Below are 26,511 nucleotides of genomic sequence, written 5' to 3'. Positions count from 1 at the left end.
TCGGTGTGGTGGTGAGGGGTGGTGCGACGAGGCTGGGGTGATGAGGGGTGATGGCGATGCGAGGCGATCGCGAGGCGGGGTGGCGAGTGGGTGGTGGTCCCGTGCGGGTCAGCCGACGGTGAGGACGAGCTTCCCGCGGACGTGACCGCGGTCGCTGACGTCCTGGGCGGCGGCGGCCCGGGCGAGGGGGTAGGTGGCGCCGACGGCGGTGACCAGCTTGCCGGTCGCGGCGGCCCGGGCCAGGGCATCCAGGCGGTCGGCCGAGCGCTGCTGCGAGCCGTTGGCGAAGGTGATGCCGAGCTGGTGGGCGCGGAAGTCGGCGAGGGTGATGATGCGTTCGGTTCCGCCGCGCAGGGCGATGGAGTCTTCCAGGGCGCCCTTGCCTGCGGCGTCGAGCACGGCGTCCACGCCGTTGGGGGCGAGGGCCCGGACCCTGTCGACCAGGCCCTCGCCGTAGGTGGTCGCGGTGGCGCCGAGGGCGGTGAGGTAGTCCTAGTTGCCGGGGCCGGCGGTGGCGATGACCCGCGCTCCGCGGCCGGTGGCGAGCTGGACGGCCAGGGTTCCGACGCCGCCGGCCGCGCCGTGGATCAGCAGGGTCTCCCCCGCTGCGACGTCGAGCAGGTTCAGGGCCCGCTCGGCGGTCTCCCCCGCCACCGGAAGGGCGACCGCGTGCTCCCAGCCGAGGTCGGCGGGCTTGGGGGCGACGGTGGTGGCCAGTGCGTACTCGGCATAGGAGCCGGTGTCCGACCAGCCCAGCACCTCATCGCCCACGTTCACGTCCCGCACCCCCTCCCCGAGGGCGTTGACCACACCGGCGACCTCCAGGCCGGGCACGGCCGGCAGCGGCGTGGGGAAGACGGCTTCGAGCGCTCCGGAGCGGATCTTGCCGTCCAGGGCGTTCACTCCTGCCGCCCTGACCAGGATGCGGACCTGCCCGGGACCCGGCTGCGGGACCTCGATGTCCGCCTCGTGCAGAACCTCGGTGCCGCCGAAGCGGTCGAAGACGATGGCCTTCATGGGAACTCCTCATCCTTGGGCCCGCCACTTATGTGGCTGGACACCTAAAAGCTAACACCGAATCTGTGGCTAGCCAAGTATTTCGGCTGGGTCAATCGAGCACGGCACGGACCGCGGGGACGACCTCCGTGGCGAACGTACGGATCTACTGCTCGTGGTCGCGTTCGAGCCACAGCACGAACCCGTTCATTCCCGGCCGTGTGCACGGAGATGTTGTAGACCTTCCGGATCGACGCTGGATCACGCCCCGCCTTCGCGGGCACCTCGCCGATGCGGCGCACCGGCGCGGGCAGGGCGTCCAGGCCGAGATAGGCGTACGACGGAAGCCAGCCGTCGGCCTTGGCCCCGGTCACGGTCAGCATCCGGGGGCCGTAAGCGCCCAGCCAAAGCCTCAGCCCCGGGCTCGGCACGGCGCGTGATGTGGAACGGTGAACGCAATGCCCGTGTGTGCGGTGAGCACTACCGGCTCGCCGGGGTCCGTCCCGGCCCCAGCCTCCCAAAGGGCGCCGGTTATCGTCGATGACCTCGGCCTGGACCTGCTCACCATCCAGGCCTACCCCCTATCACTTCCCCTGCGTCCGCCCGCCGTCCCGGCCAAGGCAGCCGCGACCCTGGACCGGCTGTCTGGGGCGCGCATTCAGCTCGGGGTCGGCTGGGCCTGTTCGAGGGAGCGGCCGGAGGGGAGGGCAAGCGGGTCGACGTTCGCGCCGAACAGGACGGGCAGTGGGGGCATGTGGGCCTCGTTGGGGCCGAAGGGAGCGGGCGCGGGGCGGAAGTTGGGGGCGGGTGACCGCCGTAGCCGGTAGGCGCGGGGCACGGCGAGGGCCCGGACAGGCAGTCACCGATAGCCGATAGGCGTCGCGCGGCGGGAGCGCGGACAGACGGTCACCGGTAACCCGTAGGGACCGGTGAAAGGGCTCAGCGCGGAAGGCCGACGACGGCGGCGTACAGCTCGGCGGCCTCCGCGATCAGTGACTTGGGGATCTCGAAGCCGTCGGGACGTGGCGTGGTGAGGTCGCATCCGGCGTGACGGCCCTCGATGCCTCCCGGGGCGGCGATCATGAGGAGGTCGGAGCGCTCGGAGGTGATGCGGCAGGAGTGCGGGATGTTACGCGGCAGGTAGACGATCCCTCCTTCGCGCACCTGCGGGCGGGCGGGAGCGGCCAGCGATGCCGCACCCCGCCCGCGTCCAGGCCTACGGCCTCAGGACCCCTCGCGCAGGTTCTCCGGGCTGAGCCCGGCTTCCTCCATCGCCTCCCGCATGGTGCGGCCGGTGGCGCCGTTGCCCTGTTCGCCGGTCCCTGCCTCCTCCGGCGTCCGTACGACGTCGTCCGTGGACGTCGTCTTCGGCCGGTTCTCCTCCGGTACGGTCACGACTTCTCCTTGCTCATCCGTGCGGGCGGGTTCATGCGGGGTGGTCCGGCTGCTGCTCGGGAGGCGTACCGCCGCCTTCCCCTCCGCCCTTGTTGCCCCGGTCCGTCCCATGGGCGTGGCCGCCGCTCCCGTGGGCAGGCTGTGCCGCCTTGCGGGCCTGGCTGTCCTGAGGGGTGCCCGCTCCCTTGTCACTGCGCCGCAGTTCGGGCTGTTGCGGGTTCGACATCAGCTTCCTCCTTGCTTCCCCTGCGCACCGAAACGCTTACCGATCACTCGGGTGACTCATGAGCCCCGTCCGAAACGTGCCGGGAGAAATCCACACCGCCGCGCTCGCCGTCGAGCGCCTCGACCAGGGTCCTCGTCACTCAGGCGGAGCCCCCAGCGGGCTCGCGGCCGGCGCTCGTGCGGTGCCGTACAGAGCCGGAGAGGCGTAGCCATCGACGACCGGCACGGCACCTCCAAGCAGCGAAGAAGGTGTCACGCAGTCCGGTCGGAAAGCTACGCCGTGACACCCGAGATGAGGTGGTCGACGACGTCGGCAAGGCGCCCACGGCGGCGGTGGACGGCGCGTTGCGCCTCGGCGCGGCTGCCGTGGCTGCGCAGGCCCGACCAGAGCCGGTGCACGAGTTCGGTGTCGCCGTGGTGATCGAGTGCGGGACGCAGGCGGGCCAGGAGGCCGTCGACGTGGCTGATGGCCGGGGTCAGCCGGCCGGTGGCCGGATCGATGAGGTCACCGGCGAGGCCGTCGCGTGCGGCGCGCCAGCAGGCGGCCCGCAACAGGTCCGGAGCGGGCCGCGGGACCGGCTCCTTCGCGTCGATGGCGCTCAGGGCCGCGGCGGTCATCGCTCTGACGAGTCCGGCGAGCAGGACGGTGTCGTCGGCGGTGGCGGTGGCGTCGGCGGCCCGGAACTCCAAGGTGGGCAAGTGGTGGGAGGGCCTGATGTCCCAGTACAGGCCACCGCGGTCCATGATCGCGCCGGTGGCGAGATGGCCGGCGACGACATCCTCGTAGTGCGAGGGGGACTCGAAGTACGGCGGCGGGCCGGCGACCGGCCAACGTCCCCAGGTGGTCGTGCGCCAGCTGGCGTAGCCGGTGTCCCGGCCCGCCCAGTAGGGCGAGTTGGCCGACAGGGCGATGAGTACGGGGGTCCAGGGCCGCAGATGGTTGCTGATCTCGAGGGCGGTGGCGAGGTCGGGGACGCCGATGTGGATGTGGCAGGCGCAGGCGATCTGCTCGTCGTCCAAGGCCCGGAACTGGGCGGCGCTGCGGGTGTAACGGACGTCGTCGGTCAGCGGCGGCGGCCCGGGCGGGGCGATGACTGGTGTGCCGGAGGAGATGATGCGCAGGCCTCGGCGTGCGGCGGCGCCGCCGAGGCAGCGGCGGGTGGTGCGAATCTGGTCGGCGAAACCGGCGAGGCTGCTGTGCGGGACGGTGCGGGTCTCGACCTGGTAGCGGGTGATTTCCGGGCCTACGCGGTCGCCGAGCTCCTTTGCCGCCTCAGCCACCACCGTCTCGGCCTCCGCACGCAGTTCCCGGGAGACGGGGTCGACCAGCAGGAACTCCTCTTCGGCGCCGAGCGTGAGCGGGGGAAGCCCGGATGCGAAGGCGCGGCCTCGGCCATGGCCGGGACAGGGACCCGGATCGGGTGATGGCGTGACGGCCGGCGTGTGCCCTGTACTCGTCATGCCGGTCATGCTGACACGAGCACCCGCTGCTGGGCAGAAGGCCAAAGGCGTCAGCACCTGACGGGGACCGGCAGGAACAAGAACGCGATTTGGGCGGAAAGCCCTCCGCATGCAGCGGTTGGCCACGGCAGACGGGGCACTCGGCATCCATCGACACCGTTCCGATCCCGGAGGCAGCTCATGAGTGCCACAGCCCCCCGCCCCGGCGGCGCGCCCACGCCGCAGCGCATGCTCGCCATCTATCTCAATGACCACCTGGCCGGCGCGACCGGCGGCGTCGGACTGGCCCGGCGCATGGTCCAGGAACACGGCGAGTCGGCGCACGGCAAGGAACTGCGCGCCCTGGCCTCCGCCATCGCCGAGGACCGGGCAACCCTGCTGCGCCTGATGTCCGACCTGGAGGTCACCCCCAGGCGCTACAAGATCTACGCGGCCTGGCTGGGCGAGAAGGTGGGCCGGGCCAAGCCGAACGGCCGACTGCTGCGCCGCTCCGGCCTGACCCTGCTGGTCGAGCTCGAAGCCATGCGGCTGGGGGTGCAAGGAAAGGTTCTCCTGTGGCGGACCCTGCACCGCGCCGCGGCAGTGGATCCCCGTCTGGACTCCGACGAGCTGCTGCGACTGCTGAGCAGGGCGGAGGACCAGCTCATATCCCTGGACTCCCTCCACGCCAAGGCCGCGGCGGCGGTGTCTCCCCTTGTCGACGCCCGGCAGCAGGTCTCGGCATCCACCCCGTGACAGGCGAGGCATGCACCGAGCGGAACGGATTTTGAGAACTACGGCGAACCTGGTGTTTGTGGGCAGAGACGGGGGGCAGGCGGAATCTTGTGCTTCGGACCGGAGGCGCGCCCAGCGGGGAGCAGTACGTCCGCGCGGGCCCGCTGTCGGCGGGTCCCGGCCTACTCCTCCTCGCGGCTGACCCTGGCATCCCCGTTCAGGCCATGACCCGGGACTTTTGTTCCGATCGTGCCTTGAAAACACGCTCAGGAGCGATTCCGCATGCTCATTGACACTCCCACGTCCACCCCCCACACCGCTCCGTCGGACACCGCCAACGCCACCGCTACCCGCGCCCGGCGCAACCACGACGACGCCCCGGACACCGCCGAGCGCTTCGCCCGGCTGGCGGAACTTGAGGACGGTCCCGAGCGATCCGCACTGCGCGACGAACTCGTCGCCGTCTGGCTGCCCATGGCCCACCGCATCGCGTCCCGCTTCCGCGACCGCGGCGAGTCCATCGAGGACCTGCGCCAGGTCGCCGCGCTCGGCCTGGTGAAGGCGGTCGACCGGTACGAGCCGGAACGCGGCGCGTTCGAGAGCTACGCCGTCCCGACCATCACCGGTGAGGTCAAGCGGCATTTCCGCGACCGGATGTGGGCCCTGCGTGTCCCGCGCCGGGTGCAGGAGCTGCGCAACAGGGTGCGGGTGGCCCGCAGGGAACTCACCCAGAACCCCGGCAGCGGCGAGCCCACCATCGCGGACGTCGCCGAGCACACCGGGCTCACCGAGGACGAGGTGCGCGCGGGGATGGAGGCGCTGGAGAGCTTCAGCACCCTGTCGCTGGACGTCGAACTCGCCTCGAGCGACGACGGCTACAGCCTGGCCGACACGCTGGGCGCGCCCGACGCCTCGTACGACCGCATCGTCGACCGCGAGGCCGCCAAGGCGGGACTCAGCAGGCTCTCCGAGCGTGACCGGGCCATCCTCTACATGCGCTTCTTCGAGGACATGACCCAGAGCCGCATCGCCGACCGGCTGGGCATCTCCCAGATGCACGTCTCCCGGCTCATCAACCGCAGCTGCGCCCGCGTCCGCGACGAGGTCATGACCCAGCGGTCCGGCAACCGGTCCGCTCAGTGAGCCCCGCTTCCGCGTCCCGAGGAGTCCGTCCGATGCTGATGCCCCTTCCCGCACGGCTGCACGCGCTCGTCAGCGAATACGAGGCTCTCCTCGTCGAGGAGGAGGGCCGTACCGGAGCCGACGCCCCCAGTCAGCGCCTGCGGGACCTCGCCTACACCCTGTGCGTGTCCACCGGCACCCGCGACATAGAGCAGGCCCTGGAGGCCGCTCACACCTATCTCGGCACGGCGGCCGCCTCCCCCGCCGCACCTCCCGCCAGGGCTACCGGCTACGCGCTCGGCGTGCCCCGGCGCCCGGTCGAGGACGTACGCGTCCGTCGTACGACAGCTGATGCCTGACGGTCCGCCTCGCCGGACCTGGCTCTCCCCCACGTGCTGAGCGCCGGGCCCGGCGCCGCGGGAAGGCAAGGGAGAATCCCGCAGCGCCCCCTCTCCCCCGTCCCGCTATTCCGTTCCCTCGGAGTGGGCCGCAAGGGCTTCATCGACGCTGTCGTGCACGCGTATCACTCGGTCGGCACCGGTGAGGGTCATCAGCCGCAGGGTCTGGGAGGGTGGCGCGGCCACGGCGAGCCAGCCGTCCTCCTCGCTCACCGTGTGGTGCAGCTGCAGCAGCATGTTCAGCCCCGAGGAGTCACAGAAGGTGACCCGTGACAGGTCCAGCACGAGCCGTTGATGGGCCCCTGCCAGTTCGTAGGCTCGCGGGGCGAGGTCGGTGAGGGTGTGGTGGTCCAGTTCGCCGGCCAAGGCGGCCACGGCCAGGGGCCCGCGGGTGTCCACTACCGTCAGCTGGGCGTCGGCGCTCATGAACCCATACTCTCCTGTCCAGGGGTGATCAGGGTTTCCATCATGCTCGAATGTAGCGGTCTCCGGCAGACCGGCAGCCACCCGGTTCCTCTGCGGCCGTAGATGGCTCGGTTTGAGCCCCTCAGCGCACCGCGGCGGACGTTCGCATCACCCGTTCGCATGAAAGAAGGGCCGTCCTCCCACGTGTCGGCATGACGCAATCAGCGGCGGGGATCACCGCATGAGCGCGTGATGTGCGATCGAGAAGAAGGAGCCCCCGGCGTGAGTGCTGTCGTGTTCGTCGCTGATTTCACTTCCGAACGCCAGTGGGTAGCCGGGCGGTCCTGGGCCTATCCGGACGGCGGCCCCACCAATCCGGGCGACGACAAGCTCGACCACCTCACCCCGGATCCCTCCTACTGCCGTGACGGCCTGTTCCGGGCCACGCGTCGGCCCGACGGGCTGTGGGACGCGGGCCTGCTCACGACCGAGGAGAGCGCGGAGGCCTTCATGGTCCGGACCGGCGACCGGCTGGAGACCAGAGTGCGCCTCCCGGTCGGGGTGGGGGCCTGGCCGGCGATCTGGACCTGGCGGGACGGCGGCAACGAGGTCGATGTCTTCGAGTACCACCCGGACAACCCGGACCTGCTGGAGTTCACCAACCACGTCCGCCGGAGCAGCAGTTACGTCCGCGACAGCGCGGTCACTCCCGGCGCCGTGATCAGCCTGAGCGTGACGTTCGGCAGGAACAGCGTGGTCTGGCTGCTGAACGGCGAGCAGGTCTTCGCCGACCGACGCGGCGTCGGCTCGGACTGGCACGCCTCCCTCATCGTCAACCTGTCCGTCTGCGCGGGCCGCTATCACCCGCGGCCCGACGACGCCGTGAACGAGCTGTCGTACGGCGTGGAGAGCCTGGTCGTGCACCGCGCTGCGTAGCGCCACCTGCAAGCGGGCTCACGTCCGAGTTCTCAGCTGCCCTTCGCCGCCGTACGCCTTCGCTTGGTGGTCGCTGCCGTCTTGCGGGCCCGTGCGGACCTCGCGGCCGACTTCGCCGGTGCCGGCTCCGGTTCCTCTGCCGTGTCGGTGTCCGCGGAAGCCGACGCGCCCATCGGCCAGGTCAGCTCGATCTCCAACTCGATCTCGCCGCCGCCGACCTCGACTTCCACCTCGGTTCGCAGCTGGTCAAGAATCCGGAGGCTGAGCACCCCGCGGCCCACGTCCAGCTCGGCCTCGACGGACGTCCTCCGCACCGAGAATTGGAACCGACCCAGAACGCACTTATTGTCCGGTCTGTCTTCGTCCCTGGCATCTCGACCACCCGATTCCCGGCCCAACTGCCTACGATGGCTCGACCGGCGGTGCTTGGTCGGCGGCTCTTCGGGTACCGCGCTTGTATGAGGGTGGTATGCGCATGGGCAGGCGATTGCTGGAAGTGATGGATGCGTGACGCGTCTCGGAGGCTTCGGAGACGGCCAGGCGGGCGGACGGGGCGAGGAGCTGCGGTCCCTCGCGCTGGCGATCTTCGATGCGGTGGACGACCTTTCGACCCTGTGGTCGGAGGCGGCCCAGCAGGCCAGCCTGCGGCTGTCGCCGCACCAGCTGCGGGCTCTGCGGGTCCTGGAGCTGGAGCCGGGGCTGAACCTGACGTCCTTGGCGGAGGGCATGGAGATAGGGCTTCCGACCGCCAGCCGACTGTGTGACCGGTTGGAGGCGGCCGGGCTGGTGGAACGGGTGCTGCACCCCCGCAAGCGCCGCGAGGTGCAGCTCAGTCTCACCGGGCACGGTCGGCAGGTGCTGGGAGAAGTGGCCTTGCACCGGTCGCAGGCGCTCGCCGCGGTCCTGGCGGCCATGACCCCTGCCGAGCGAGAGGCGCTGAGCCGCGGCATGCAGGCGTTCCTGTCCGCTCAGCACACGGCCCGGCGGGCCCCCGGTGGACGGCACTCCGGGCCCTCGGCCGCCCCGTGACCTCTTGCCGGACCTGGGCCCATGGCCCCGGGTACCGACGCGCAGCCGGCCCGGTGAGCCGTCGCCAAGCCTTACCCCTGCCGCCTCAGCGCGTGCCGCGCGCCCCGTAGCCGTCCCTCGTCCTGCCGGAGAGCTGGGCGGGAAGGGACCGCTTCGGAGCCAGCGCCCGCTCCCGCTCCGAGGGCACGACCGTATGGCACAGCAGCACGCACACATCGTCGTCGCGTTCGGAGTCGTGCAGGAGGTGCTTGAGCAGGGTGTCGGCGGCCGTGCCCGGGTTCTGCTCCAGTTCCGGGGCGCTCAGCCCTTCCAGGGCGCGGCCGAGGCGCCTGATGCCGCCGTCGATGCCCTCGGCCCGGCGCTCGACCAGCCCGTCGGTGTAGAGCACCATCGAGGAGCCGGCCGGCAGCTCGGTCCGGTGGTCCTTGTACTCGCAGTTCACCGGGATGCCGAGCATGACGCCGGGCTGGGCGTCCAGGATCCTTACGGTGCCGTCGGCGCCGCGCACGACGGCGGGCGGGTGGCCGGCCGACGCCCACACGACCTCCGGCTCGTCCGGGCGGAAACGGGCGATCATCGCCGTGGCGTACAGCTCCGGCTGCAGGTGGCGCAGCATGCGGTGCAGCCGGGTCAGGATGTCGCCCGGGCTGGTGCTCTCCACGGCGTAGGCGCGCAGCGCCGTCCGCAGCTGGCCCATGACGACGGCGGCGTGCAGTCCGTGCCCGGTGACGTCCCCTATGACGGCGAGCAGGCTGCCGTCGGGCTGGAGGAAGGCGTCGTACCAGTCGCCGCCGATGTTCATGCCCCAGGTGGCCGGGAGGTAGCGGGCGGCCAGGAGCAGTCCGGAGAAGTGGGGCAGGTCGGTGAGCTGGGCGCGTTGCAGGGCCTCGGCCGTGTCGCGGTACCGCTCGTAGTTGCGGGCGTTCTCCAGTGCGGTGGCGACGCGGCGGGCGAGTTCCACCAGCATCACGGAGGTGTCCCGGTCGAAGCGGGGCCCGGGAGCGGCGAGGGTGAGGACCCCCAGCAGGCGGTGGGCCACCAGGGGAATGGCCAGCAGCGGTCGTTCCGGGGACAGGGCGGAGGGGGGCAGGTCGTCCACGCCCGGCAGGCCGCCGGGATGCTCGGCGGCGTGCTGCGGGCGGCCCGTACGGGCGGCGGCGACCGCGGCGGCCGAGTGGTCCCGGGCGCGCTGCGGGGTCGCTTCCTCGCTCTCGCCGTCCTCCTTGTCGAAGAGCCAGATGTCGAGCTGCGCCGCGTAGTCCGGGACGAGGATGTCGTTGAGGCGGCGCAGGATGTCGCTGCGGCTGAGCGTGGCCGCGGTGGCGGCGCTCGCGTCGGCGAGGAAGGTCAGCAGGCGCCGGGCCCGCTCGGCCTCGGCCCGCGCGATCCGCTCCGATTCCAGCAGCTCCTGCTGGACCTCGGCCGCGGCCTCCAGCTCGGAGTGCAACGCCAGCACGCCCTGGTTGGTCTGGTGCAGTTCCTCGCGGTGCAACTCGACGAGGTCTTCCTGCTCGTCCAGGAGACGCAGTACGGCCGCGGTGTTGTCGTCGGCGCGCAGCAGGGCCTCGGGCAGCGGCGGGGCGGCACGGTCGTCGACGGGGGCCGGCCGGTGCGGCAGCGGGCAGGTGAGGGTGGGTGCGTCGGGGCGCTGAGCCGAACCTGCCGGACCGAGGTAGGCGTCCAGCCGGCCCTCGTCTCCGGCGGTGGCGGCACTGAGGTGGAGCCGCAGTTCCCACTCCCCGCCCTGGCCGAGGCAGTGCCGCAGCTGTTCGGACAGAGAGGTGAGGAAGCGGGCCCGGTCCCGCGGCGGCGTCCGGCCGTCGGCGGTGATGCGCTCCACGGCGGCGCGTGCCCGGGCGGCGTCGGTGATCGACGTCAGTTTCCAGACGTCAGGGGTGTCTGTCATGGACGTCCGTCCGGTGATTCGGGGCCAGTACGGCCACGCTGGTGTCGTCGCGCTGCGGCCGTGCGGCGCTGCCGGCGTCTCGCATGATAACCGCGGCGACCACGGCCGGGTCGTGCGCGGGGAGCCGGGGGTCCTCGGGTGGCACCCAGCGGCTGGGCAGCCCGTCGCTGTGCAGGACGAGCAGGCTCTGCGGGTGCCAAGTCGACTGGTGCAGGGGGACGTTGGCGGGGAAGTGAGCGCCCACGATGCCCGGGTGCGAGATGAGCGCCCGCCATGCGCCGTCGAGGTACAGCCGGGCTCCGATGTTGCCGACACCGGCGTAGGAGAGCCGGCCCTCGCTCTCGTCGAGCTGCGCGACGCCGATGGCGGCGCCCCGGGTGGCGCGCAGGGCACCGTGCAGGAAGCGAAGTATCTCGGTCGGCCCCAGGTGCGCGGTCCGGTGCAGGCCGTCGATGGCGGTGGTGGACGCATCGGCGGCCTTGCTGCCGTGGCCGAGACCGTCCGTCAGCAGCAGCGTGACCAGGGATCCGGAGCGTACCCAGGCGAAGCCGTCCCCGGAGTGCTCGGCCTGGGCGAGCGAGGTGTTGATCCCTCCGGCCCGGACGCCTGCCGCAGGCGGGCGGGTCCGTGCGTGGTGCGACCCGGCGGGGCAGATACGGGCCACGGCCACGGTGCCCCGGCCCGGCCGGCTGTGCAGGTCGAAGTCGGTGGCCAGGCGCCGACAGGTGCCCAGCCCCGCGCCCAGGGAGGAGGCCGACGTGGTGTAGCCGTCCCGCAGGACCGTAGCGACGTCACGGATGCCGGGGCCGTGGTCGATCGAAGCGATCTGCACACACGGAGGCGCGTCGGCGGGAACGTCGGGGCGGCCGACCAGGTTGATCACGATCCGGCCGCCACTGGCGTGCTTGACCAGGTTGGTCGCCAGCTCCGTGGCCACCAGCGCCGCGGCGTCGGTGGTCCTGTCGTCCAGTCCTACCCGGGCGCAGGCGGCTTCCGCGGCCACGCGCACATCCCGGACCCGGGTGCTCTCGGGGACCGGAATGTCCCAGACCCAGCTCATGTCGCTCCGGAACGCGGCGAGGGCAGGCCGGAGAGCCACTCGGTGACGGTGATGGTGGTGCCCTCCCCGACCCGGGTGTCCAGGGTGAACTCCTGGACGAGCCGCTTGGCTCCGCTCAGCCCCAGGCCCAGGCCACCACCGGAGGTGTAGCCGTCGGTCATGGCCAGGTCGATGTCCCGGATGCCGGGGCCCCGGTCGACGAAGCAGAGCCGCACACCGCGGTCGGCGCCGCTGCGCAGGAGCGTGATGTCCACATGTCCCCCACCGCCGTGGACCAGGGCGTTGCGGGCCAGTTCACTCGCCGCGGTCACCAGCTTCGTCTGCTGCACCAGACCGAAGCCGAGGTCGGCGGCGATCTGGCGCACCTGCTGGCGTACCAGGGCGAGGTCCGTGTCCGAGCCGATGGTCAGACGCGTGGGCGAGACGAGTGGGGCAGACATCATGCACCCGCTTCCGGGCGGTCGGCCGCCCCCGACGGAGGCGTGCGCCCCAGCAGGGACAGGGCGCTGTCGACATCCAGGGCCGTCTGGAGGCCGGGCAGGGTCAGGCCCAGCTCGACCAGGGTGATGGCCACGGCCGGACGCATACCGGCCAGCACGGTCCGCGCGGCCAGCAGGCGCGCGCTTCCGGCGATCTCGGCCAGGATCCGGCCGAGGAAGGAGTCGACGATCTCCACTCCGGAGATGTCGATCACGACGCCGCTCACCGGTGCGGGGCTGTTCGCGATGCGATGGGTGATGTCCTGCTGGAGTCGCTCGGACACCTCGTCGTGCAGCGCGCCTTGCAGAGTGACCAGGAGGACGTCTCCCAGCGCCAGCACCGGCACCATGTCCGGGTGCGGTGCGGAGGTTCCGGTCACCGCGGGGTCTCTCCCGCCGTCGACAGGGGCGAGACGCCCACACCCTGCTGGGCGAGCGCGTAGGCCAGGGCGTCGGCGAGGCCGGCCCGCGTGATGATCGTGCCCAGGTCGATGCCGAGGTGGACGATGGTCTGCGCGATCGCCGGCCGGATACCCGACACGATGCACTCCGCGCCCATCAGGCGGGCCGCGGCGACCGTCTTCATCAGGTGCTGGGCCACCAGCGAGTCGACGGTCGGGACGCCGGTGATGTCGAGGATGGCGTACCGGGCCCGCTGGGCGACGATGGCCTCCAGCAAGCTCTCCATCACCACCTGGCTGCGCGCGCTGTCCAGGGTGCCTATCAGGGGTACGGCGACGATGCCCTCCCACAGCTGGATGACCGGGGTGGCCACCTCCAGCAGCTGCTCGCGCTGCCGGGCGATCAGCGCCTCGCCCGAGTTGACCGTGGTGTCCATCACCACCACGCGCAGGGTCCCCATCAGGATCGTCAGCGCGACCAGGCAGGCATGGGCGTCCTCGTCGGTGTCATCCGCGAGCTCCGCGCTCAGCACCGCGGTGATCGGCTGCCGCAGCCCGGCGACCTCGTCCGCGATGTGCGACGACCTGAACCCGGCCTCGGCCCGGGAGAAGGCCATCCGGCCCAGCTGGTCCCGCACGGTGTTGAAGCCGGGGGCGTCGACGTCCTCCAGGCGCCCGCTGCGGGCCACGTCGGCCAGGGCGTCCACGACTGCCTTGCACGCCTCCACGGCCTCGTCCCGGGAGACGGTGAAGATCGTGCGGAACAAGGCGGCGTCCGCCCACCGCTGGGCGATCTGCTCCTGGCGCCGCTCCAGGAAATCTCCCAGCTTCTGCGCCACTTCCGGGGCCGTGTAGTGCTCCGCCACTTAAAACAGTCTCCCTCTTGCGGGCCCCTGCACCGCCGAGGGGCAAGGCACCCACCAATTGTTGCTGCATGGCAAATGTTAGCGCGCGGGTGCAAGGCGAACAACACGTGATCGCCGCCTCTCGCCGCGGGCTCCGATTACCCTTCCCCCTGTCTCCCGCGCCAGTCCAGGCAGACGACCAAGGCGTCGTCGTCCGCCGAGGCCTCGCCCCGGTGAGCAGTCAATTCACGCAGGATGGCACGCGGCACGTCCGCGGCCGGCAGCAGGCGGGTCGCCTGGATGGCGCGGTCGAGCGGGGCGTCTCCGTACGTCTCCCCCTTCGGGGAGGAGACGGCATGCACGCCGTCACTGACGAAGACGAGCCGGTCGCCGGGCTCGACCTGGAACTCCTGCGCCACGTAGTCGGTCTCCTCGAACATGCCCAGGGGGAGTTGCGCCTCGAAGAGAACGTGCTCCACGGCCCCGCCGCGCAAGCGCAGCAGTTGCGGCGAGCCCGCGTCCACCACCTTCGCCCGGCCGGTGGCCAGATCGAAGTCGAACATAAGCACGGACAGATAGCAACGACCCTGATAGTGGGCGTAAATGGCCTGGTCAGCCAGGGCAGCCTGGTCCTCGATGCCGATCCCGGCCCGGCGCGCGTTGCGCAGCGCGTTGATGCCCAGGTTCGTCAGCAGGGACGCCTCTATGCCCTCGCCCATGCCGTTGGTGACGTACAGCATCAGCCGGTCCCCGGTGGCGGACCAGTCGAAGTTGTCGCCGAAGATGGCGTAGGCCGGTTCCAGCTGGGCCGCCAGGTCGTACTCGTCACGGGAACAGGAGCGGCCGGGCAGCAGCTGCCACTGCATCTCCGCCGCCAGGGTCAGCCGTTCCTTGCGCCGGGCCTGCAGATACACATCGGTGTCCCGCTCGGCCACCAGCACCTCGTGCCCCAGCACATCGGCCACCTCGGCCAGCTCCGACTCCCACCGGCGCGCGACCTCGGCGCCGGGCAGGGTGACGGCCAGCACACCTAGCCGGTCGCCGCGCACACTGACCGGCAGCAGCAGCCGGATCCGGCCGTCCCGCCGTTCCTCGTGGTACGGCCGCTGGGAACCGAACGCCCTGCCCTCCGGCGTGTTGTGCACCGACAGCGGCTCCAGGGTGTGCGGCAGCACGGACACCGGCTGGAGCACGGTGAGGCTGTAGTCGGCGACGAACAGCTCGACGTCCTCCGCGCCGTACTGATCGGTCAGTACGGCGCGGATGGCGTCGAGCAGCTCGTGAGGAGCCGCCGTGCGCAGCGCGCGTTCAGCGGTCACAAATCTGTTCATCGCGAGAAATACACCTGTCTTTCGCCGGGCAACGTGGATACCTTTCCCCTGCAATGGGCCCGCACGGCCCGCCTGCCTTCGGGGCCGTCCCTTGATTCGGCAGGCTCCCCTAGTACGCTGACAGGCGCCCGAGCGCCTGCGAGAGTGTGACTGTGACTGCCTTCCGCCGCCATCCAGAGCCCGCCGAGGTCGCACGTGTGACGACCACGGCCGCCGAGCTGCTGGAAGTCGTGTGGGGCCGGGCCTCGACCGCGCCCGCCTCGGCGTCCCAGCTGCGTGTACTCCACATCCTTGAGCACAACGACGGGATCAACCTGCGCTCGCTCGCCGAGTCCCTGGCGTCCACCCCGCCGTCCACCAGCCGGCTCTGCGACCGGCTGCACGCGGCCGGGCTGATCGAGCGAGCGGTGAGCGCGGAGAGCAAACGCGAGGTACGGCTGCACCTGAGCGGGCGAGGGCGGACCTTCCTGGCCGAACTGCGCACCCGCAGGGAGCGGGAAGTGCGGAGGGTGCTGGCGGATATGCCCGCCGCCAAACGGATTGCCCTGCTGGAAGGGCTGGAGGCGTTCTGCGCCACCGCGTCGACCCAGATACACCACAACGCCTCGGATCCGAGCAGCCGTACCGCCTGACCGTTGGCCGCCGGCGTCGGTGTCTCCGCTGCCGTTCGGTGATGGCGACCAGTACACGGGCCGGTCTCCGCCCACCGGAGCATTCCCAGATCCTTCCCACGCATGTCCGACAGTGGTAACTCTGTTGCCTCGCAACTACTGTTGTCAAACGACAACAATGCGCGAGCTCAACTACCCCTGAATGCGGGTACCCAGATGTACCCGGGATGTGCGCGCGCGGTGAAAATTTCTCGCCGGTTCACCGCCGCCGGTTCACCGCCGCCGGTCACTCCGGCCGGTCGCGGTGCGTTTCGTGGCGCAGTACCAGAAGGGCGATGTCGTCGGTGCGCCGGCCGCTCGTGTCGGACGTGCTCAGCAGGTCGTCGATGAGGAGTCCGAGGTCACGGTCGTCGGCGGCGGCCAGGTGGTGTGCGAGCCGGGTGATGGCCTCTTCCAGGTCGGCGCCGGGGGTTTCGACGAGGCCGTCGGTGTAGAGGACGAGCAGCGTGCCCTCGGTGAGGGGGATCTCGGTCACGGGGAAGTCGGCGGCGGGATCGGCGCCGAGCAGTGGACCGGGCGGCACGGCGAGGAGCCGGGTGTCGCCGTCGGGCAGGCGCAGCAGGGGCGGGGGGTGGCCGGCGCTGGCGAGGGTGGCGCGTTGGCGCGCGAAGTCCAGATGGGCGTAGAGGCAGCTGGTGAGCAGGTCGGGGGTGATGTCGGTGAGCAGCCGGTTGGTGCGGTGCAGGACCTGGTCGGGCGGTGTGCCGAGGGTGGCGTGGGCGTGGACGGCGGTCCGGACCTGGCCCATGAGCGCCGCGGCGGCCGCGTTGTGGCCCTGGACGTCGCCGATGACGGCCCCTGCCGCGGTGTCGCCGAGCCGGATCAGGTCGTAGAAGTCCCCGCCGATCTCCATGCCCCGCGTGGCGGGCAGGTAGCGGGCGGCGACCCGCAGGCCGGTGATCTCCGGCAGGCTGCGCGGGAGCAGCGCCTGCTGGAGGCTGTGGGCGAGCTCGTGCTTGGTGTCGTACAGGCGGGCGCGGTCGAAGGCCTGGGCGATGAGCCCGGCGAGCGAGGTCAGGACGGCGCGTTCCTCGGCGGGGAACGCGTGGGGGGTGTCGTAGGACAGGATGCAGATCCCGACGGGCCTGCCGGAGATGACCAGGGGCAGGAACGCCCAGGCCTGCTTGCCACTGACCAGGGGCGCCTCGGGGTAGGTGCGCCGCATCTCCTCCGGGTCGGCGAAGAACGCCGGAATGCCGCTGCTGAGGGCCTGCCCGGCCGGGGTGAAGGACGTGTCGAGCGGGAGGCTGTCCAGCCGCCGGATGGTCTCGGAACTGTAGCCGCGGTGACCGGTGATCCGCAGCCGGCCGCCCCTCGCGGTGGACAGGACCAGGCCCTGGGCTCCGAAGGCGGGCATGATCTGGTCGGCGACCAGATCCACGACGTCCTGGACCCCGACGACCTCGGTCAGCGCGGCGGCCAGATGCGTGAGCTGATAGAGCTGACCGGCCCGGGCCGGGGGGACGGTGCCCGGGGACCGGCGGGGCGCCGGTGCGGGCGGCGGGTGCCCGCCGCGGGGGATGATGCGGGCGCTGATGCCGCTTGCGTCCGGGTACAGATGGAAGCCGCTCGACGAAGTCGGCGACGGTCCTGTCCCCACTCGGGGAGCGGGCCCCGGTTCCCGGGCTGACGAGGCGTGGCTGGCGCCGACGGGTGGCGCCACCGCCCCGCTCGGCGGCCTCCTCCAGCAGCCGGGCCAGACGCCGGCAGCCGGCCGTGATGTTGCCCCGCTCCCGCTGGGTCATGTACGGCGGCCGGGTGGCCGGCCACATCAGCAGCAGGGAGCCCCACGGCCGCACCCCGCTGACCGGCGCGGCGGCCAGCGCCAGCGGGTAGGGCAGCACGATGGCGGTGCGCGGGTAGGAACGGGCCATCTCCTCCTGACCGCTCACCCACACCAGGCGGTCTTCCCGGACGGCGTCCGCGACGGGCGCCGGGGCGGCGAGCGGAACCCGCGTCCACGGTGCCGCGAACTCCAGCGGCGCTCCGCACAGCACCTCCAGGCACAGCAGCTGCTCCCCCGGCGCCAGCAGGTACAGCGCGCCGAGGGACGCGCCGGTCCCCCGCACCGTCTGCGCGAACGCGGCATCCAGCGCATCGGCGTCCGGGACCGCACCAGCCGTACCGGTCATGCCATCTGCTCCCGTCGGGGCGCGGACCGGGAACGCCGCACGTACCCCCAGGCGGCCCCTACCTGGACGCTACGCCCCTCAAGGGCGGTCGGCATGTGGTCCGGGCGGGCCCGCCTCGGGCACGGAAAGGGCTCGTACACTTTTGAAATGGTGGAGCGGTGTGAGGAATGGGTCCTGGCCGCACCGGTCCCGGCGCTGCGGCCCTTCATCGAGGGTTACTGCGGATACCGGCTGACGGGGTTTCCGCCGGGGCTGCACCGCGGTCTTCCCTCGCGGCACATGACCTTCATCGTCAGCATCGGCGACGACATCGATGTGGTGGCGCAGACGGATCCGGCCCAGTCTCCCCAGACCTACGGGTGCGTGCTCAGCGGCCTCCAGGCCTCGTCGGCACTGATCTCGCACAGCGGCGACCAGGAGGGCGTGGCGGTCGAGCTGACGCCGCTCGGCAGCCGTGCCCTGTTCGGGATGCCGGCGGGCGAGCTGTGGAACCTCTCGGTCGAGCTGGGGGACGTGGTCGGGGCCACCGGCCGTGAGCTGTGGGAACGCCTCCAGAGGACCGTGGGCTGGGAGGAGCGGTTCGCCGTCTGCGACGCCGTCCTGGGCCGCCTGGCCGGAGACGGCGCGCCCGCGCCCGAGCTCCGCTTCGCCTGGGAGACGGTGGTCGCCTCCCGCGGCGAGGTGTCCGTGCGCGACCTGGCCGACGACAGCGGGTGGAGCCGCCAGCACCTCGCCCGGCGCTTCCGCAGCGAGTTCGGTCTGACGCCGAAACTCGCGGCCCGGGTGGTGCGGTTCGAGCGAGCCCAGCGGATGCTGCGGCGCTCGCCGCCCTTCGTGTCGATCGCCCAGGTGGCGGCGGTGTGCGGGTACTACGACCAGTCGCACCTGACCCGGGACTTCGTCGCGCTGGCCGGCTGCACGCCGACCGAGCTGCTGGCGGGTGATGTTCCATCCGTCCAAGACAGTGCCGGTGGCGCGGGGGCATCGTCACGGTATGGACGCAATCAGCACGACAACGACAACGACCGTCTGGCCGTGCCTCACCTACCGTGACGCACCCGCCGCGATCGCCTTTCTGACCGAGGTCTTCGGCTTCCGGGAGACCGCGGTCCACGCCCGAGAGGACGCCCCGTCGATCGTCGAGCACGCCGAGCTGCGCTGGCCGCTCGGCGGTGGCGTGATGCTGGGGACCACCGCCAAGGACGGGTCCGCCTGGGGGCGGCGCGTCCCGGGCAACGACGCCGTGTACGTCGTGTGCAACGACCCCGACGCCCTCTTCGAGCGAGCCGTCGCCGCCGGGGCCGAGATCGTGCGTGGCCTCGTCGACGAGGACTACGGCTCACGCGGCTTCACCGCCCGCGATCCGGAGGGCAACCTGTGGAGCTTCGGCACCTATCGGGGCGAGGGCGCGGCGCCGAAGGCCGATCACGCGACCTTCGCGGCCCTGCTCGACGACTGGGCCGCCGCCATCGTCGCCAACGACGCCGAGGCGATCGGGCGCTTCGCCACCCCGGACTGGAGGTTCGTCGGCGGCAACGGCGTCACCCAGGGCTCGACGTTCCTCGATCTGGTGGCCGCCGGTGACCTGACCCACGACACCATGACCTTCGACGTCGAGCACGTGGCACCGGTGTCCGACACCACGGTCCTGGTGATCACTCACGGCACCAACAACGGCGCCTTCCGGGGCAAGCCGTTCAGCGCGGACGAGTGGGCCACCGACGTGTTCGTGTGGGACGGCGAACGCTGGCGCTGCGCCCTGACCCAGCTGACGCCTACGCCCGAAGAGGTCGACCAGGTAGCGCCCCGGTCGGAGAAGCCCCGACTCGGCCCGGCGGATGTGTCCACCCCGTGAACTCTTCGGCAATTGCGTCGACTTCCTGCCTGGTCACCGAGGCATTACCCAGGACGTGCCACTACATACCCACTTGAAGCCGCCGAGACAGTCATGCAAAGGTCGAACCGGTCCGAAAGCCGCTCCGGTACAACACCCAGGGCGTCCTGGTGGAGCGGGCCTACCGGCGCCCGATCCTGGGCAGCTTCCACGCGATGTTCAGCCTCGGCGGCATCGCCGGCGCCGGCGCCGGGAGCGTGGCGGCCGGCCAGGGCGTCGGCGTCGGGCCGCACTTCCTCGTCACCGGGCTGGTCGCGGTAGCCGCCTTTCTCGGGGCCATGACCATCCTGCTCCCGGACCCGCCGGACGCCACCGACCCGGGGCCGGCGCTGGCGCTGCCCAGGGGCGGGCTGTGGATCCCGGGCCTGATCGCGTTCTGCGCGCTCATGGGCGAGGGCGTGCTGAACGACTGGGGGGCGGTCTACCTGCACGACGCCACCGGTGCCGACGACGGCACCGCCGCCGCCGGTTTCGCCGTCTTCTCGGCCGGCATGGTCACCGGGCGGCTGGCCGCCGACCGCATCCGGGCCCGCGCGGGGACGGTCCCCTTCATGCTGGCCTGCGGGCTGGTCGCGGGGCTCGGCGCCACCGTGGCCGTGGCGGTGGCCTCCCCCGTGTCCGGACTGGTCGGCTACGCGCTGCTCGGCCTCGGGCTGGCGGCGGTCGTCCCCGTCGTCTTCAGCCACGTGGCCGAGCTGCACCCGGACCGGCCGGGCCCGTCCATCGCCGCCGTCTCCGCCGTCGGCTACGGCGGCTTCCTCGCCGGCCCGCCGGTCATCGGGGCGGCCGCGGAGGTCGCCGGGCTGCGGATCGCGATGCTCGTGCCGGTCCTGCTCATGGTCGCGATGACGCTGCTGGCCCGGCGGCTGGACAGAGCAACTCGCCCTAGGGGGCGATGAACGGCCTCCTGGAGCGCCCCTCCCCTGCCTCAGGACTTCATCTCGTACGCCCCCGACAGCGCCTCCACACGCTGCCACACCCGCTCCGAGCGCGTCCCGTCGACGACCGGGCGGCGGACCGCGCCCAGTGCCCAGCTCTGCTGGTCCTCGGTCGCGGAGTCCTTGCCGTGGAGTTCGACGGCGTGGGCGGAGAAGTCCCGTACGAGGACGGCGAACAGTTCGTCGAGGACGTCCTCGTCGAGGCTCGTCAAGGCTGCCTGCTCCAGGACCAGTTGGCCGTGGACGACGAGTGCGAAGAGCTGCCCGACGGCGAGGAGCAGGTCGAGATCCCGGCTCTGCGCCTCGTCGGGGGCGGCCGTGCGCACGAACTCGCAGAGCGCGTCGGCCTGTTCGCGGAACCGGGCGATGTTGGGCAGGTGGGCGTAGGCGTCGAAGGCCGGCCGCCAGTCGTGGAAGCGCACCGAGCCGAGACCGCGGGCCGGGCCCTGCCGGAAGAGGAACGCGTCGTCGGCGGCGTCGAGGCGGGTCGGGACGGGCTCGTAGGCGACCGGGTCGAGGAGGTGGTTGCGCATGAACTTGAGGATCAGCGCCAGGTTGACGTGGACGGTGCCCTCCAGCTTCGGCAGGCCGCGGATCTCGACGGCGGCCTGGGCGAAGTAGTTGTCCTTCTCGAAGCCCTTGGCGGCGATCACGTCCCACATCAGGTCGATGACCTTCTCGCCCTCGGTGGTCACCTTCATCTTCGTCATCGGGTTGAACAGGAGGTAGCGGCGGTCGTCGGGGCCCGCGGTGCGGAAGTAGTCGACGGCGCGGTCGCTGAACAGCTTCATGCCGACGAGCCGCACGTACGCGTCGGTCAACTCGCGCCGCACGTGCGGGAAGGCGGTGACGGGGCGGCCGTAGAGGATGCGGTTGTGCGCGTGGGTGACGGCCTCGTACATCGCGTGCTCGCAGATGCCGATCGAGGCGGTGCACAGGTTGAACTTGCCGACGTTGACGGTGTTCAGGGCGGCGTCGAAGGCGGCGCGGCCGGTGTGCAGGACGTCTTCGGGGGCTACGGGGTAGTCCTCCAGGCGGAACTCGCTGACGTACTTCGAGGAGTCGACGACGTTCTTGACCAGGTGGTACGCCGGGTGGCGGCTGTCGGCGGCGAAGAAGACGTAGCCGTCGGGGCCCTCGACGTCGGTGCGGCGGCCGAAGACGGAGACGAGCCCGGCGGCGTTGCCGTTGCCGATGTAGTACTTGGAGCCGGTGGCCCGGAAGCCGCCGTTGCCGTCGGGCTCCAGGAGCATGTCGGTGGAGTAGATGTCGGCGCCGTGGGTCTTCTCGGACAGGCCGAAGGCGAACACCTCGCCCTGGGACAGCAGTTCGGCGGCGCGGGCACGGGCGGCGGGGTTGTCGCTCTGCCAGACGGGGCCGAGACCGAGGATGGTGACCTGCCAGGCGTACCAGTAGTCGAGGCCGTAGAAGCCGAGTATCTCGTTGAGGGCGGCGATGCGGGCGGTGTCCCAGCGCTTGCCGGCCTCGTCCTGCGCGGCGGCCGAGGCGGGGGTGAGGAAGGTGGCGAAGAGCCCTTCCTTGGCGGCGAAGGCGAGGAAGTCACCGAGCCAGGCGCGGGTGCGGTAGTCCTCGATCAGCCGGCGCTTGCCCCGCTCCTCGAACCAGTCGACGGTGGCGCGCAACAGCCTGCGGGTCTCCGGGTCGAAGTGCGCGGGGTCGTAGGTCCGCGGGTTGAAGAGCAGCGCGTCGGCCATGGGTTGCCGCCTTTCGGCTGGGAGGGTGAGGGGTGGTTCCGGGCACGGGTCCCGGGGTGGGTCCGCTCGGCCGTCAGCGGCCGGCGTCGAAGCGGGCGAGGGTGGCGAGGACGTCGTCGAGCCAGGCGATCATCATGCGTTCGTAGGCGATGCCGCCGCGCAGCACGACGTGCTGGAGTTCCCGTTCGGCGTCGAGCGGGCCGTCCGCGGGGGGTGGTCCGAAGTCGCGGTTCTCGCCCGCGAGGTAGTGGGCGAGGCGGTCCGTGTGCGCCTGCCGGTGCCGCTCGACCTCGCTGATCAGGGCGGCCGGATCGTCGAAGGCGGCGCCCCGGACTTTCACCGCCAGGTCGTGCCGCACGCTCTCGGGCTCGGTCGGTTCGCTGAGCCACGCGGAGAGCGCGGCCCGTCCGGGCCCGGCGACGGAGTACTCCTTCTTGTCGGGACGCCCGTACTGCGGGACGTCCCGGACGTCGATCCAGCCGTCGCTCTCCATGCGCTTGAGCACGCGGTAGATCTGCTGGTGGGTGGCGGTCCAGAAGTATCCGATGGACCGCTCGAAGCGCCGGGCCAGCTCATAGCCGGAGCCCGGCTTCTCCAGCAGGGAAACGAGGATCGCGTGCTCGAGCGCCATGCGTACGATCTTGCTATGCACTTCGTTGCATAGCAACGGTCCGGCGGTGAGACCCGGCTCACCAGGCAGGTGCTAGACCCGTACCAGCGGGCGGTGGGGAAGGGGTGGGAGTTCGATCTCGATGGAGTCGTTGGGGCGGACGATCCCCCCGCGGCGGACCACCGCCATGACGCCGGACTTGAAGGTGAACTCGCCGGAGTCGGGGTCGATGGTGAAGACCTCGGCGAGCAGGCCCTTGCGGAAGGCGTTGATCTTCGAGCACGGGTTGCGCAGTCCCGTCACCTCGATCACCGCCTGCTCCCCGAGACGGAGCAGGGCGCCGGTGGGCAGGCCCAACAGGTCCACCCCGCGCGTGGTGATGTTTTCGCCGAGCCGGCCCGCGGTGACCTCGAAGCCCTTGAGCGCGAGTTCCTCGAAGAGTTCCTCGTGCATCAGGTGCACTTGGCGCAGATTGGGCAGGTCCGGCTCGTAGGTCATGCGGAACTGGTGCCGGATCGTCTCGCCCGCGTGCACGTCGCCCTCCACGCCGAGGCCCGTGAGCAGCGTGATGGAATCGCGATTGGGCTTGCTGAACCGGTACACCTCGTTACGGCTCACCGCGGCGACCCGGCCCGTCATCACGCCGTCCAACCTTACGCACCTCCACCCGGTCGCCCTGCGACGTCGCACCCGTCGCGACCGGGTTGGCGGTGAACCGCCGGCGCCAGGTGCCGGTGGTGTTCGCGGTGACCATGGTGCGCAGCGGTGGGCTTGCCGCCCTTGTCGACCGGCTCGGGCGTGGCCTGGGCGCTCTCCAGCTTGGTGTGCCGCTCGACGCCGAGCGGTGCGCCCGGTGACAGGTGGTGGGAGTCTTCGTCCTCGGCCACGGCCTTGGCCCTGAAGCGCCAGGCACCCGCCGAGCTGTTCCGCAGGTCCTGCACGTCCGTGCCGTCCGGCGAAAGCGGGAAGGTGTAGACGCACTGCACGGTGGTCGCACTCTGCGCGGTGCACTCGTTGCGGGCGGGACGGATGACCAGCCCGTCGGGGCCGACCACCTCGTCTTGCCGACGGTGACGGACGTGACGCGGGTGTCCCCCACGGTCGTGTCGGCGTGGGCGGCGGGCGCCACGGCGGCCAGGGCGACCAGTGGACCGACGGTGACGAGGGCCGCGTAGGGCTTGCACATGGTTCTCCCAGCGACGAGGGGCCGGATCATGGTCCGGTTGCGGGACAGACCCCCGACGTGGTCGCCGAGTTGTACGGATCTTCGTCCCGGACACGGTGCCGGAGCGGTGGGCGCCGGGTGCTGGGTCGGGGCGGCGCCCACCGCCGAGGCCGGTGCCTCGGGAACCCTTACCGGATCAGGGCAGGGTCCACTTCTGGTTGGCACCGGTGTGACAGGTCCACAGGTGGACCGGGGTGCCGTCGTTCCAGGTGCCGCCGGACGCGTCGAGGCACTTGCCCGACTGGGGATTGCGGACGGTGCCGTCCGCCTGGGGCTCCCAGACCTGGGCTCCGGAACCGTTGCACGTCCACAGCTGGATCTTCGTACCGTCGGCGGTGTTGCCGCCGGAGACGTCGAGGCACTTGCTCAGTGCCCGGACCGTCTTGTCGCCGGACAGCGTCCAGCGCTGGGCTCCGGAGGAGTTGCAGGTCCACAGCTGGATCTGGGTGCCGTCGGCCGTGTTCGACTGGGCCACGTCCAGGCACTTGCCGTTGACGCCCTTCACCTCGCCGGTTCCGGTCGCCGCGCCGGGCAGCTGGTTGAGGGTGTACCACGCCTCGGTGCTCCACAGTGCCTCACCGCTGGTGGAGCTGAAGGGGCGGGGGGAACGCACGTGGACGACCCGGTCCGCCTTGAGCCCGGGGATGGTGAGGGTGACCGTCTTGCGGTCGGCGGAGAGCGTCGCCGACTGGGCGGTGAGCGTCTCCTCGTCGACCTTGGGGCCGCCGTAGTCGGCCGTCGGGACGTAACGCCACTGCTTGATCTTGTAGCGTCCCGCCAGGCCGGCCGCGGTCTCCTGCGACACCGGCTGGGTGTACTCCAGGGCGAAACCGCCGGGGACGGCCCGCATCGCGCGGATGTCGAAGGCGTTGGTGCCGTTGGGCGTCAACTTCTGCAGGCCGTAGGCGAGTTTGCCTTCCTGGCCCCAGTTGCCGCCCGCGCCCAGGCCGCCGGCGTAGAGCGCGCCGTCCGGACCGACGCTGATCCTGGTGACGCCGGCCTCGAGTCCTTGGGTGAGGCGGAACACCGCGCCCTGGTACTCGCCGCCCACCTTCTCCAGGTAGCCGCGCTGGATACCGCCGTAGGTCACGTCCCCGAACAGCATCTGCCCGGCGAAGGGGCCGTCCTTCAACAGCAGTGGTGTGCTGGGCGAGTTGGCTATCTCGCCTTGCGGGAGCCACAGCACCGGCTTGGTCACCGGCTGGGAGTCGAACGGGCCGTCGGGGTTGGTGTGGTGGTTGAAGAACCGGCCCTGCTTGATGTGCACCAGCTTGGACGAGGGCAGCCAGCCGCCCTGGTTGTCGGTGGCGAACAGTTCGCCCTCGGGGCCGAACCCGATGCCGTTGGGGGTGCGCAGTCCGCCGGCGATGTAGGACACCTCGCCGGTGGCCTTGTTCACCTTGATGGCGGTGCCGCGGTTCGGTGCCGGCTGCGGATCGGTCGTGGCGCCGCCGTAGTTGATGGAGACCGACAGGTTCAGGTAGAAGAAGCCGTCGCGGTGCAGCAGCCCGAAGGCGAATTCGTGGAAGTTGCCACCGAAGGGCCAGCTCGCGACCTTGCGGTACTGGTCGGTGACGTCGTCTCCGTTGGTGTCGTTCAGCTCCGTCAGTTCGTGTTTCTGCGAGACGTAGAGCTTGCCGTCGACGTAGGCGATGCCCATCGGTTCCTTGAGGCCCTGAGCCACCTTCTTCGCCGTCACCTTCTGCGGACCGGTGTCGCCGGTGACGTTGCTGAGGAGATAGACCTCGCCGGTGGTGTTGTTGCTGCCGCCCCAGGTCGCCACGGCCAGCCGGCCGTCGGGGAGCCAGTCCATCGCCGAGACCTGTGGTTCGAACCCGCTGGGCCGCAGGTTGGTGAGCGTGTAGTTCGGGTGCACGCCGGCCAGTGGCAGTCCGTCGCCGGGGGTGTCCGCGCTGCCCTCGCACTGCTTGGGTCCTGGCGCCGTGACGCGTACGACGCCGGCGTCGGTGCTGAGGGCGGAGTTCGGGACGACGCTGAAGCCGGAGGCGCCCGGCGGCTGCCAGGCCAGGGTGAGCTGCTGGCCGCCGTCGCGCTCGAAGTGCTCGATGCGCAGGGCATGCGCGCCCTGCGTCAACTGCACGGTGGCGTCCTTGGGTTCGGCTCCGTGCAGCCCGTCGTGGTTGATGACCAACTGGTCGTCGATCCACAGACGCGAACCGTCGTCGCTGGTGAGCCGGAACGTGTAGGTGCCGTTGGCGGGGGCGTGCAGATTGCCGATCACGTGCGTGACGAACCTGGACTCCAGCCCGAAGTCCGCGGCCGTGGACCAGTCGATGACGGACATGCGCTTGTCGATGTTGGGGGTTTGCCCCGCCTTCAGGGTGCAGATGCCGTTCAGGGCCACCTGTACGTCGAAGACGCGCAGGGTGACGCCGGGATCCTGTGGGGGCAGATCGGCGGGCGCACGTTCGGCCGACTCGGCCGGCAACGTCGCCAGAGTGCCGAGCAGTAACGAGGTGATGAGGGCGCCGACCCAGGATCTGCGGCGCCGGAGGAACAGCCGTGGATACACGAGACCTCCTGACGGACCCCTCGATCAGAGCGGCCCGTGCGAAGTGAAGGGAAGATCCACCGCTGCCAGGGCGCGCCGTCGCCCTGGATA

The 26,511-nt window shown here is 71.2% G+C and carries 28 protein-coding genes and 1 pseudogene; 9 read left to right on the top strand and 20 right to left on the bottom strand.

The window, feature by feature from the left end; translation table 11 throughout:
• Nucleotides 1-108 precede the first annotated feature (108 nt).
• The 6 genes and pseudogenes from ACFYW5_RS26855 to ACFYW5_RS26830 form a co-directional block, all read right to left on the bottom strand.
• Nucleotides 109-1,017 (bottom strand): annotated as a pseudogene (locus tag ACFYW5_RS26855) (NADP-dependent oxidoreductase).
• Nucleotides 1,018-1,061: 44 nt separating this feature from the next.
• Nucleotides 1,062-1,517, bottom strand: a complete 456-nt coding sequence (locus tag ACFYW5_RS26850; protein WP_389419649.1) for an LLM class flavin-dependent oxidoreductase — start codon at nt 1,515-1,517, stop codon at nt 1,062-1,064.
• Between the two features lie 418 nt (nt 1,518-1,935).
• Complete coding sequence (locus tag ACFYW5_RS26845; RefSeq protein WP_389419648.1) at nt 1,936-2,160, bottom strand: hypothetical protein; 225 nt, start codon at nt 2,158-2,160, stop codon at nt 1,936-1,938.
• A gap of 60 nt (nt 2,161-2,220) precedes the next feature.
• Complete coding sequence (locus ACFYW5_RS26840) at nt 2,221-2,391, bottom strand: hypothetical protein (RefSeq protein ID WP_389419647.1); 171 nt, start codon at nt 2,389-2,391, stop codon at nt 2,221-2,223.
• 31 nt (nt 2,392-2,422) lie between these two features.
• Nucleotides 2,423-2,617: a hypothetical protein gene (locus ACFYW5_RS26835; RefSeq protein ID WP_389419646.1), complete on the bottom strand. Its 195-nt coding sequence runs from the start codon at nt 2,615-2,617 to the stop codon at nt 2,423-2,425.
• Between the two features lie 272 nt (nt 2,618-2,889).
• Nucleotides 2,890-4,077: a glutamate--cysteine ligase gene (locus ACFYW5_RS26830; RefSeq protein ID WP_389419645.1), complete on the bottom strand. Its 1,188-nt coding sequence runs from the start codon at nt 4,075-4,077 to the stop codon at nt 2,890-2,892.
• Between the two features lie 180 nt (nt 4,078-4,257).
• On the opposite strand from ACFYW5_RS26830, the gene ACFYW5_RS26825 reads away from it, so the two are divergent.
• From ACFYW5_RS26825 to ACFYW5_RS26815, 3 genes are all read left to right on the top strand, one after another.
• Nucleotides 4,258-4,812, top strand: coding sequence for a hypothetical protein (locus tag ACFYW5_RS26825; protein ID WP_389419644.1), 555 nt, complete (start codon nt 4,258-4,260; stop codon nt 4,810-4,812).
• A gap of 261 nt (nt 4,813-5,073) precedes the next feature.
• Nucleotides 5,074-5,934, top strand: a complete 861-nt coding sequence (locus ACFYW5_RS26820; protein WP_389419643.1) for a SigB/SigF/SigG family RNA polymerase sigma factor — start codon at nt 5,074-5,076, stop codon at nt 5,932-5,934.
• Between the two features lie 32 nt (nt 5,935-5,966).
• Nucleotides 5,967-6,272 carry a DUF5133 domain-containing protein gene (locus ACFYW5_RS26815; RefSeq protein WP_389419642.1) on the top strand — a complete coding sequence of 102 codons (306 nt, stop codon included), beginning with the start codon at nt 5,967-5,969 and terminating at the stop codon, nt 6,270-6,272.
• 105 nt (nt 6,273-6,377) lie between these two features.
• On the opposite strand, the gene ACFYW5_RS26810 is transcribed toward ACFYW5_RS26815, so the two are convergent.
• Nucleotides 6,378-6,737: an STAS domain-containing protein gene (locus ACFYW5_RS26810; RefSeq protein ID WP_389419641.1), complete on the bottom strand. Its 360-nt coding sequence runs from the start codon at nt 6,735-6,737 to the stop codon at nt 6,378-6,380.
• A gap of 261 nt (nt 6,738-6,998) precedes the next feature.
• Between ACFYW5_RS26810 and ACFYW5_RS26805 the strand changes: the two genes are divergently transcribed.
• A complete protein-coding gene (locus ACFYW5_RS26805; protein WP_389419640.1) occupies nt 6,999-7,652 on the top strand; it encodes a beta-glucanase in 654 nt (217 codons plus the stop codon).
• A 32-nt stretch (nt 7,653-7,684) separates the two neighbouring features.
• On the opposite strand, the gene ACFYW5_RS26800 is transcribed toward ACFYW5_RS26805, so the two are convergent.
• Nucleotides 7,685-7,966: an amphi-Trp domain-containing protein gene (locus ACFYW5_RS26800; protein ID WP_389419639.1), complete on the bottom strand. Its 282-nt coding sequence runs from the start codon at nt 7,964-7,966 to the stop codon at nt 7,685-7,687.
• Nucleotides 7,967-8,159: 193 nt separating this feature from the next.
• On the opposite strand from ACFYW5_RS26800, the gene ACFYW5_RS26795 reads away from it, so the two are divergent.
• Nucleotides 8,160-8,681 (top strand): MarR family winged helix-turn-helix transcriptional regulator, encoded by a 522-nt coding sequence (locus ACFYW5_RS26795; protein ID WP_389419638.1) that lies wholly within the window; start codon nt 8,160-8,162, stop codon nt 8,679-8,681.
• An 85-nt stretch (nt 8,682-8,766) separates the two neighbouring features.
• On the opposite strand, the gene ACFYW5_RS26790 is transcribed toward ACFYW5_RS26795, so the two are convergent.
• The 6 genes from ACFYW5_RS26790 to ACFYW5_RS26765 form a co-directional block, all read right to left on the bottom strand.
• Nucleotides 8,767-10,587 carry a PP2C family protein-serine/threonine phosphatase gene (locus ACFYW5_RS26790; RefSeq protein WP_389419637.1) on the bottom strand — a complete coding sequence of 607 codons (1,821 nt, stop codon included), beginning with the start codon at nt 10,585-10,587 and terminating at the stop codon, nt 8,767-8,769.
• Complete coding sequence (locus ACFYW5_RS26785) at nt 10,571-11,647, bottom strand: ATP-binding SpoIIE family protein phosphatase (RefSeq protein ID WP_389419830.1); 1,077 nt, start codon at nt 11,645-11,647, stop codon at nt 10,571-10,573. The genes ACFYW5_RS26790 and ACFYW5_RS26785 overlap by 17 nt, the downstream gene beginning before the upstream one ends.
• Complete coding sequence (locus ACFYW5_RS26780) at nt 11,644-12,090, bottom strand: ATP-binding protein (RefSeq protein WP_389419636.1); 447 nt, start codon at nt 12,088-12,090, stop codon at nt 11,644-11,646. Before ACFYW5_RS26780 ends, ACFYW5_RS26785 begins: the two co-directional genes overlap by 4 nt.
• Nucleotides 12,087-12,506, bottom strand: coding sequence for an STAS domain-containing protein (locus tag ACFYW5_RS26775; protein WP_389419635.1), 420 nt, complete (start codon nt 12,504-12,506; stop codon nt 12,087-12,089). The genes ACFYW5_RS26780 and ACFYW5_RS26775 overlap by 4 nt, the downstream gene beginning before the upstream one ends.
• Nucleotides 12,503-13,393 carry an STAS domain-containing protein gene (locus ACFYW5_RS26770; RefSeq protein ID WP_389419634.1) on the bottom strand — a complete coding sequence of 297 codons (891 nt, stop codon included), beginning with the start codon at nt 13,391-13,393 and terminating at the stop codon, nt 12,503-12,505. Before ACFYW5_RS26770 ends, ACFYW5_RS26775 begins: the two co-directional genes overlap by 4 nt.
• A 137-nt stretch (nt 13,394-13,530) precedes the next feature.
• Nucleotides 13,531-14,703 (bottom strand): PP2C family protein-serine/threonine phosphatase, encoded by a 1,173-nt coding sequence (locus tag ACFYW5_RS26765; RefSeq protein WP_389419633.1) that lies wholly within the window; start codon nt 14,701-14,703, stop codon nt 13,531-13,533.
• A gap of 197 nt (nt 14,704-14,900) precedes the next feature.
• On the opposite strand from ACFYW5_RS26765, the gene ACFYW5_RS26760 reads away from it, so the two are divergent.
• Nucleotides 14,901-15,335 (top strand): MarR family winged helix-turn-helix transcriptional regulator, encoded by a 435-nt coding sequence (locus ACFYW5_RS26760; RefSeq protein WP_389419632.1) that lies wholly within the window; start codon nt 14,901-14,903, stop codon nt 15,333-15,335.
• A gap of 265 nt (nt 15,336-15,600) precedes the next feature.
• On the opposite strand, the gene ACFYW5_RS26755 is transcribed toward ACFYW5_RS26760, so the two are convergent.
• Entirely contained in the window at nt 15,601-16,974 is a 1,374-nt protein-coding gene (locus tag ACFYW5_RS26755) for a PP2C family protein-serine/threonine phosphatase (protein ID WP_389419631.1), read from the bottom strand.
• A 679-nt stretch (nt 16,975-17,653) separates the two neighbouring features.
• Between ACFYW5_RS26755 and ACFYW5_RS26750 the strand changes: the two genes are divergently transcribed.
• The 3 genes from ACFYW5_RS26750 (at nt 17,654) to ACFYW5_RS26740 (ending at nt 20,299) form a co-directional block, all read left to right on the top strand.
• Nucleotides 17,654-18,559, top strand: coding sequence for a helix-turn-helix domain-containing protein (locus ACFYW5_RS26750; protein WP_389419630.1), 906 nt, complete (start codon nt 17,654-17,656; stop codon nt 18,557-18,559).
• Nucleotides 18,501-19,361 (top strand): DUF4440 domain-containing protein, encoded by an 861-nt coding sequence (locus ACFYW5_RS26745; protein ID WP_389419629.1) that lies wholly within the window; start codon nt 18,501-18,503, stop codon nt 19,359-19,361. Before ACFYW5_RS26750 ends, ACFYW5_RS26745 begins: the two co-directional genes overlap by 59 nt.
• Before the next feature lie 149 nt (nt 19,362-19,510).
• The gene (locus tag ACFYW5_RS26740; protein WP_389419628.1) at nt 19,511-20,299 is read left to right on the top strand and encodes an MFS transporter; all 789 of its coding nucleotides are present in this window, start codon (nt 19,511-19,513) and stop codon (nt 20,297-20,299) included.
• Between the two features lie 29 nt (nt 20,300-20,328).
• Here the strand turns inward: ACFYW5_RS26740 and ACFYW5_RS26735 are convergent, their stop codons facing one another.
• The 5 genes from ACFYW5_RS26735 to ACFYW5_RS26715 all read right to left on the bottom strand — a co-directional run bounded on the left by ACFYW5_RS26735 (nt 20,329) and on the right by ACFYW5_RS26715 (nt 26,421).
• Nucleotides 20,329-22,053 carry an acyl-CoA dehydrogenase family protein gene (locus ACFYW5_RS26735; protein ID WP_389419627.1) on the bottom strand — a complete coding sequence of 575 codons (1,725 nt, stop codon included), beginning with the start codon at nt 22,051-22,053 and terminating at the stop codon, nt 20,329-20,331.
• Nucleotides 22,054-22,126: 73 nt separating this feature from the next.
• Nucleotides 22,127-22,684, bottom strand: a complete 558-nt coding sequence (locus tag ACFYW5_RS26730; protein WP_389419626.1) for a PadR family transcriptional regulator — start codon at nt 22,682-22,684, stop codon at nt 22,127-22,129.
• A 72-nt stretch (nt 22,685-22,756) separates the two neighbouring features.
• On the bottom strand, nt 22,757-23,302 hold the full coding sequence (locus ACFYW5_RS26725; RefSeq protein WP_389419829.1) for an MOSC domain-containing protein: 546 nt from the start codon (nt 23,300-23,302) through the stop codon (nt 22,757-22,759).
• Nucleotides 23,303-23,316: 14 nt separating this feature from the next.
• On the bottom strand, nt 23,317-23,718 hold the full coding sequence (locus tag ACFYW5_RS26720; RefSeq protein ID WP_389419625.1) for a hypothetical protein: 402 nt from the start codon (nt 23,716-23,718) through the stop codon (nt 23,317-23,319).
• A 306-nt stretch (nt 23,719-24,024) separates the two neighbouring features.
• Complete coding sequence (locus ACFYW5_RS26715; RefSeq protein WP_389419624.1) at nt 24,025-26,421, bottom strand: ricin-type beta-trefoil lectin domain protein; 2,397 nt, start codon at nt 26,419-26,421, stop codon at nt 24,025-24,027.
• Nucleotides 26,422-26,511: the final 90 nt, after the last annotated feature.

The sequence above is a fragment of the Streptomyces sp. NPDC002779 genome (assembly GCF_042888685.1).
Taxonomy (GTDB): Bacteria; Actinomycetota; Actinomycetes; order Streptomycetales; family Streptomycetaceae; genus Streptomyces.
The sequence above is the reverse complement of the archived record's forward strand: the minus strand, read 5'-3'. Positions and strand labels throughout refer to the sequence as shown.

Coding starts and splice junctions, on each gene's coding strand:
- ACFYW5_RS26815 (WP_389419642.1), top strand. CDS start 5,967: ATGCTGATGCCCCTTCCCGCACGGCTGCACGCGCTCGTCAGCGAATAC.
- ACFYW5_RS26790 (WP_389419637.1), bottom strand. CDS start 10,587: ATGACAGACACCCCTGACGTCTGGAAACTGACGTCGATCACCGACGCC.
- ACFYW5_RS26830 (WP_389419645.1), bottom strand. CDS start 4,077: ATGACGAGTACAGGGCACACGCCGGCCGTCACGCCATCACCCGATCCG.
- ACFYW5_RS26835 (WP_389419646.1), bottom strand. CDS start 2,617: ATGTCGAACCCGCAACAGCCCGAACTGCGGCGCAGTGACAAGGGAGCG.
- ACFYW5_RS26780 (WP_389419636.1), bottom strand. CDS start 12,090: ATGATGTCTGCCCCACTCGTCTCGCCCACGCGTCTGACCATCGGCTCG.
- ACFYW5_RS26750 (WP_389419630.1), top strand. CDS start 17,654: ATGGTGGAGCGGTGTGAGGAATGGGTCCTGGCCGCACCGGTCCCGGCG.
- ACFYW5_RS26725 (WP_389419829.1), bottom strand. CDS start 23,302: ATGACGGGCCGGGTCGCCGCGGTGAGCCGTAACGAGGTGTACCGGTTC.
- ACFYW5_RS26730 (WP_389419626.1), bottom strand. CDS start 22,684: ATGGCGCTCGAGCACGCGATCCTCGTTTCCCTGCTGGAGAAGCCGGGC.
- ACFYW5_RS26810 (WP_389419641.1), bottom strand. CDS start 6,737: ATGAGCGCCGACGCCCAGCTGACGGTAGTGGACACCCGCGGGCCCCTG.
- ACFYW5_RS26745 (WP_389419629.1), top strand. CDS start 18,501: ATGGACGCAATCAGCACGACAACGACAACGACCGTCTGGCCGTGCCTC.
- ACFYW5_RS26735 (WP_389419627.1), bottom strand. CDS start 22,053: ATGGCCGACGCGCTGCTCTTCAACCCGCGGACCTACGACCCCGCGCAC.
- ACFYW5_RS26825 (WP_389419644.1), top strand. CDS start 4,258: ATGAGTGCCACAGCCCCCCGCCCCGGCGGCGCGCCCACGCCGCAGCGC.
- ACFYW5_RS26765 (WP_389419633.1), bottom strand. CDS start 14,703: ATGAACAGATTTGTGACCGCTGAACGCGCGCTGCGCACGGCGGCTCCT.
- ACFYW5_RS26820 (WP_389419643.1), top strand. CDS start 5,074: ATGCTCATTGACACTCCCACGTCCACCCCCCACACCGCTCCGTCGGAC.
- ACFYW5_RS26785 (WP_389419830.1), bottom strand. CDS start 11,647: ATGAGCTGGGTCTGGGACATTCCGGTCCCCGAGAGCACCCGGGTCCGG.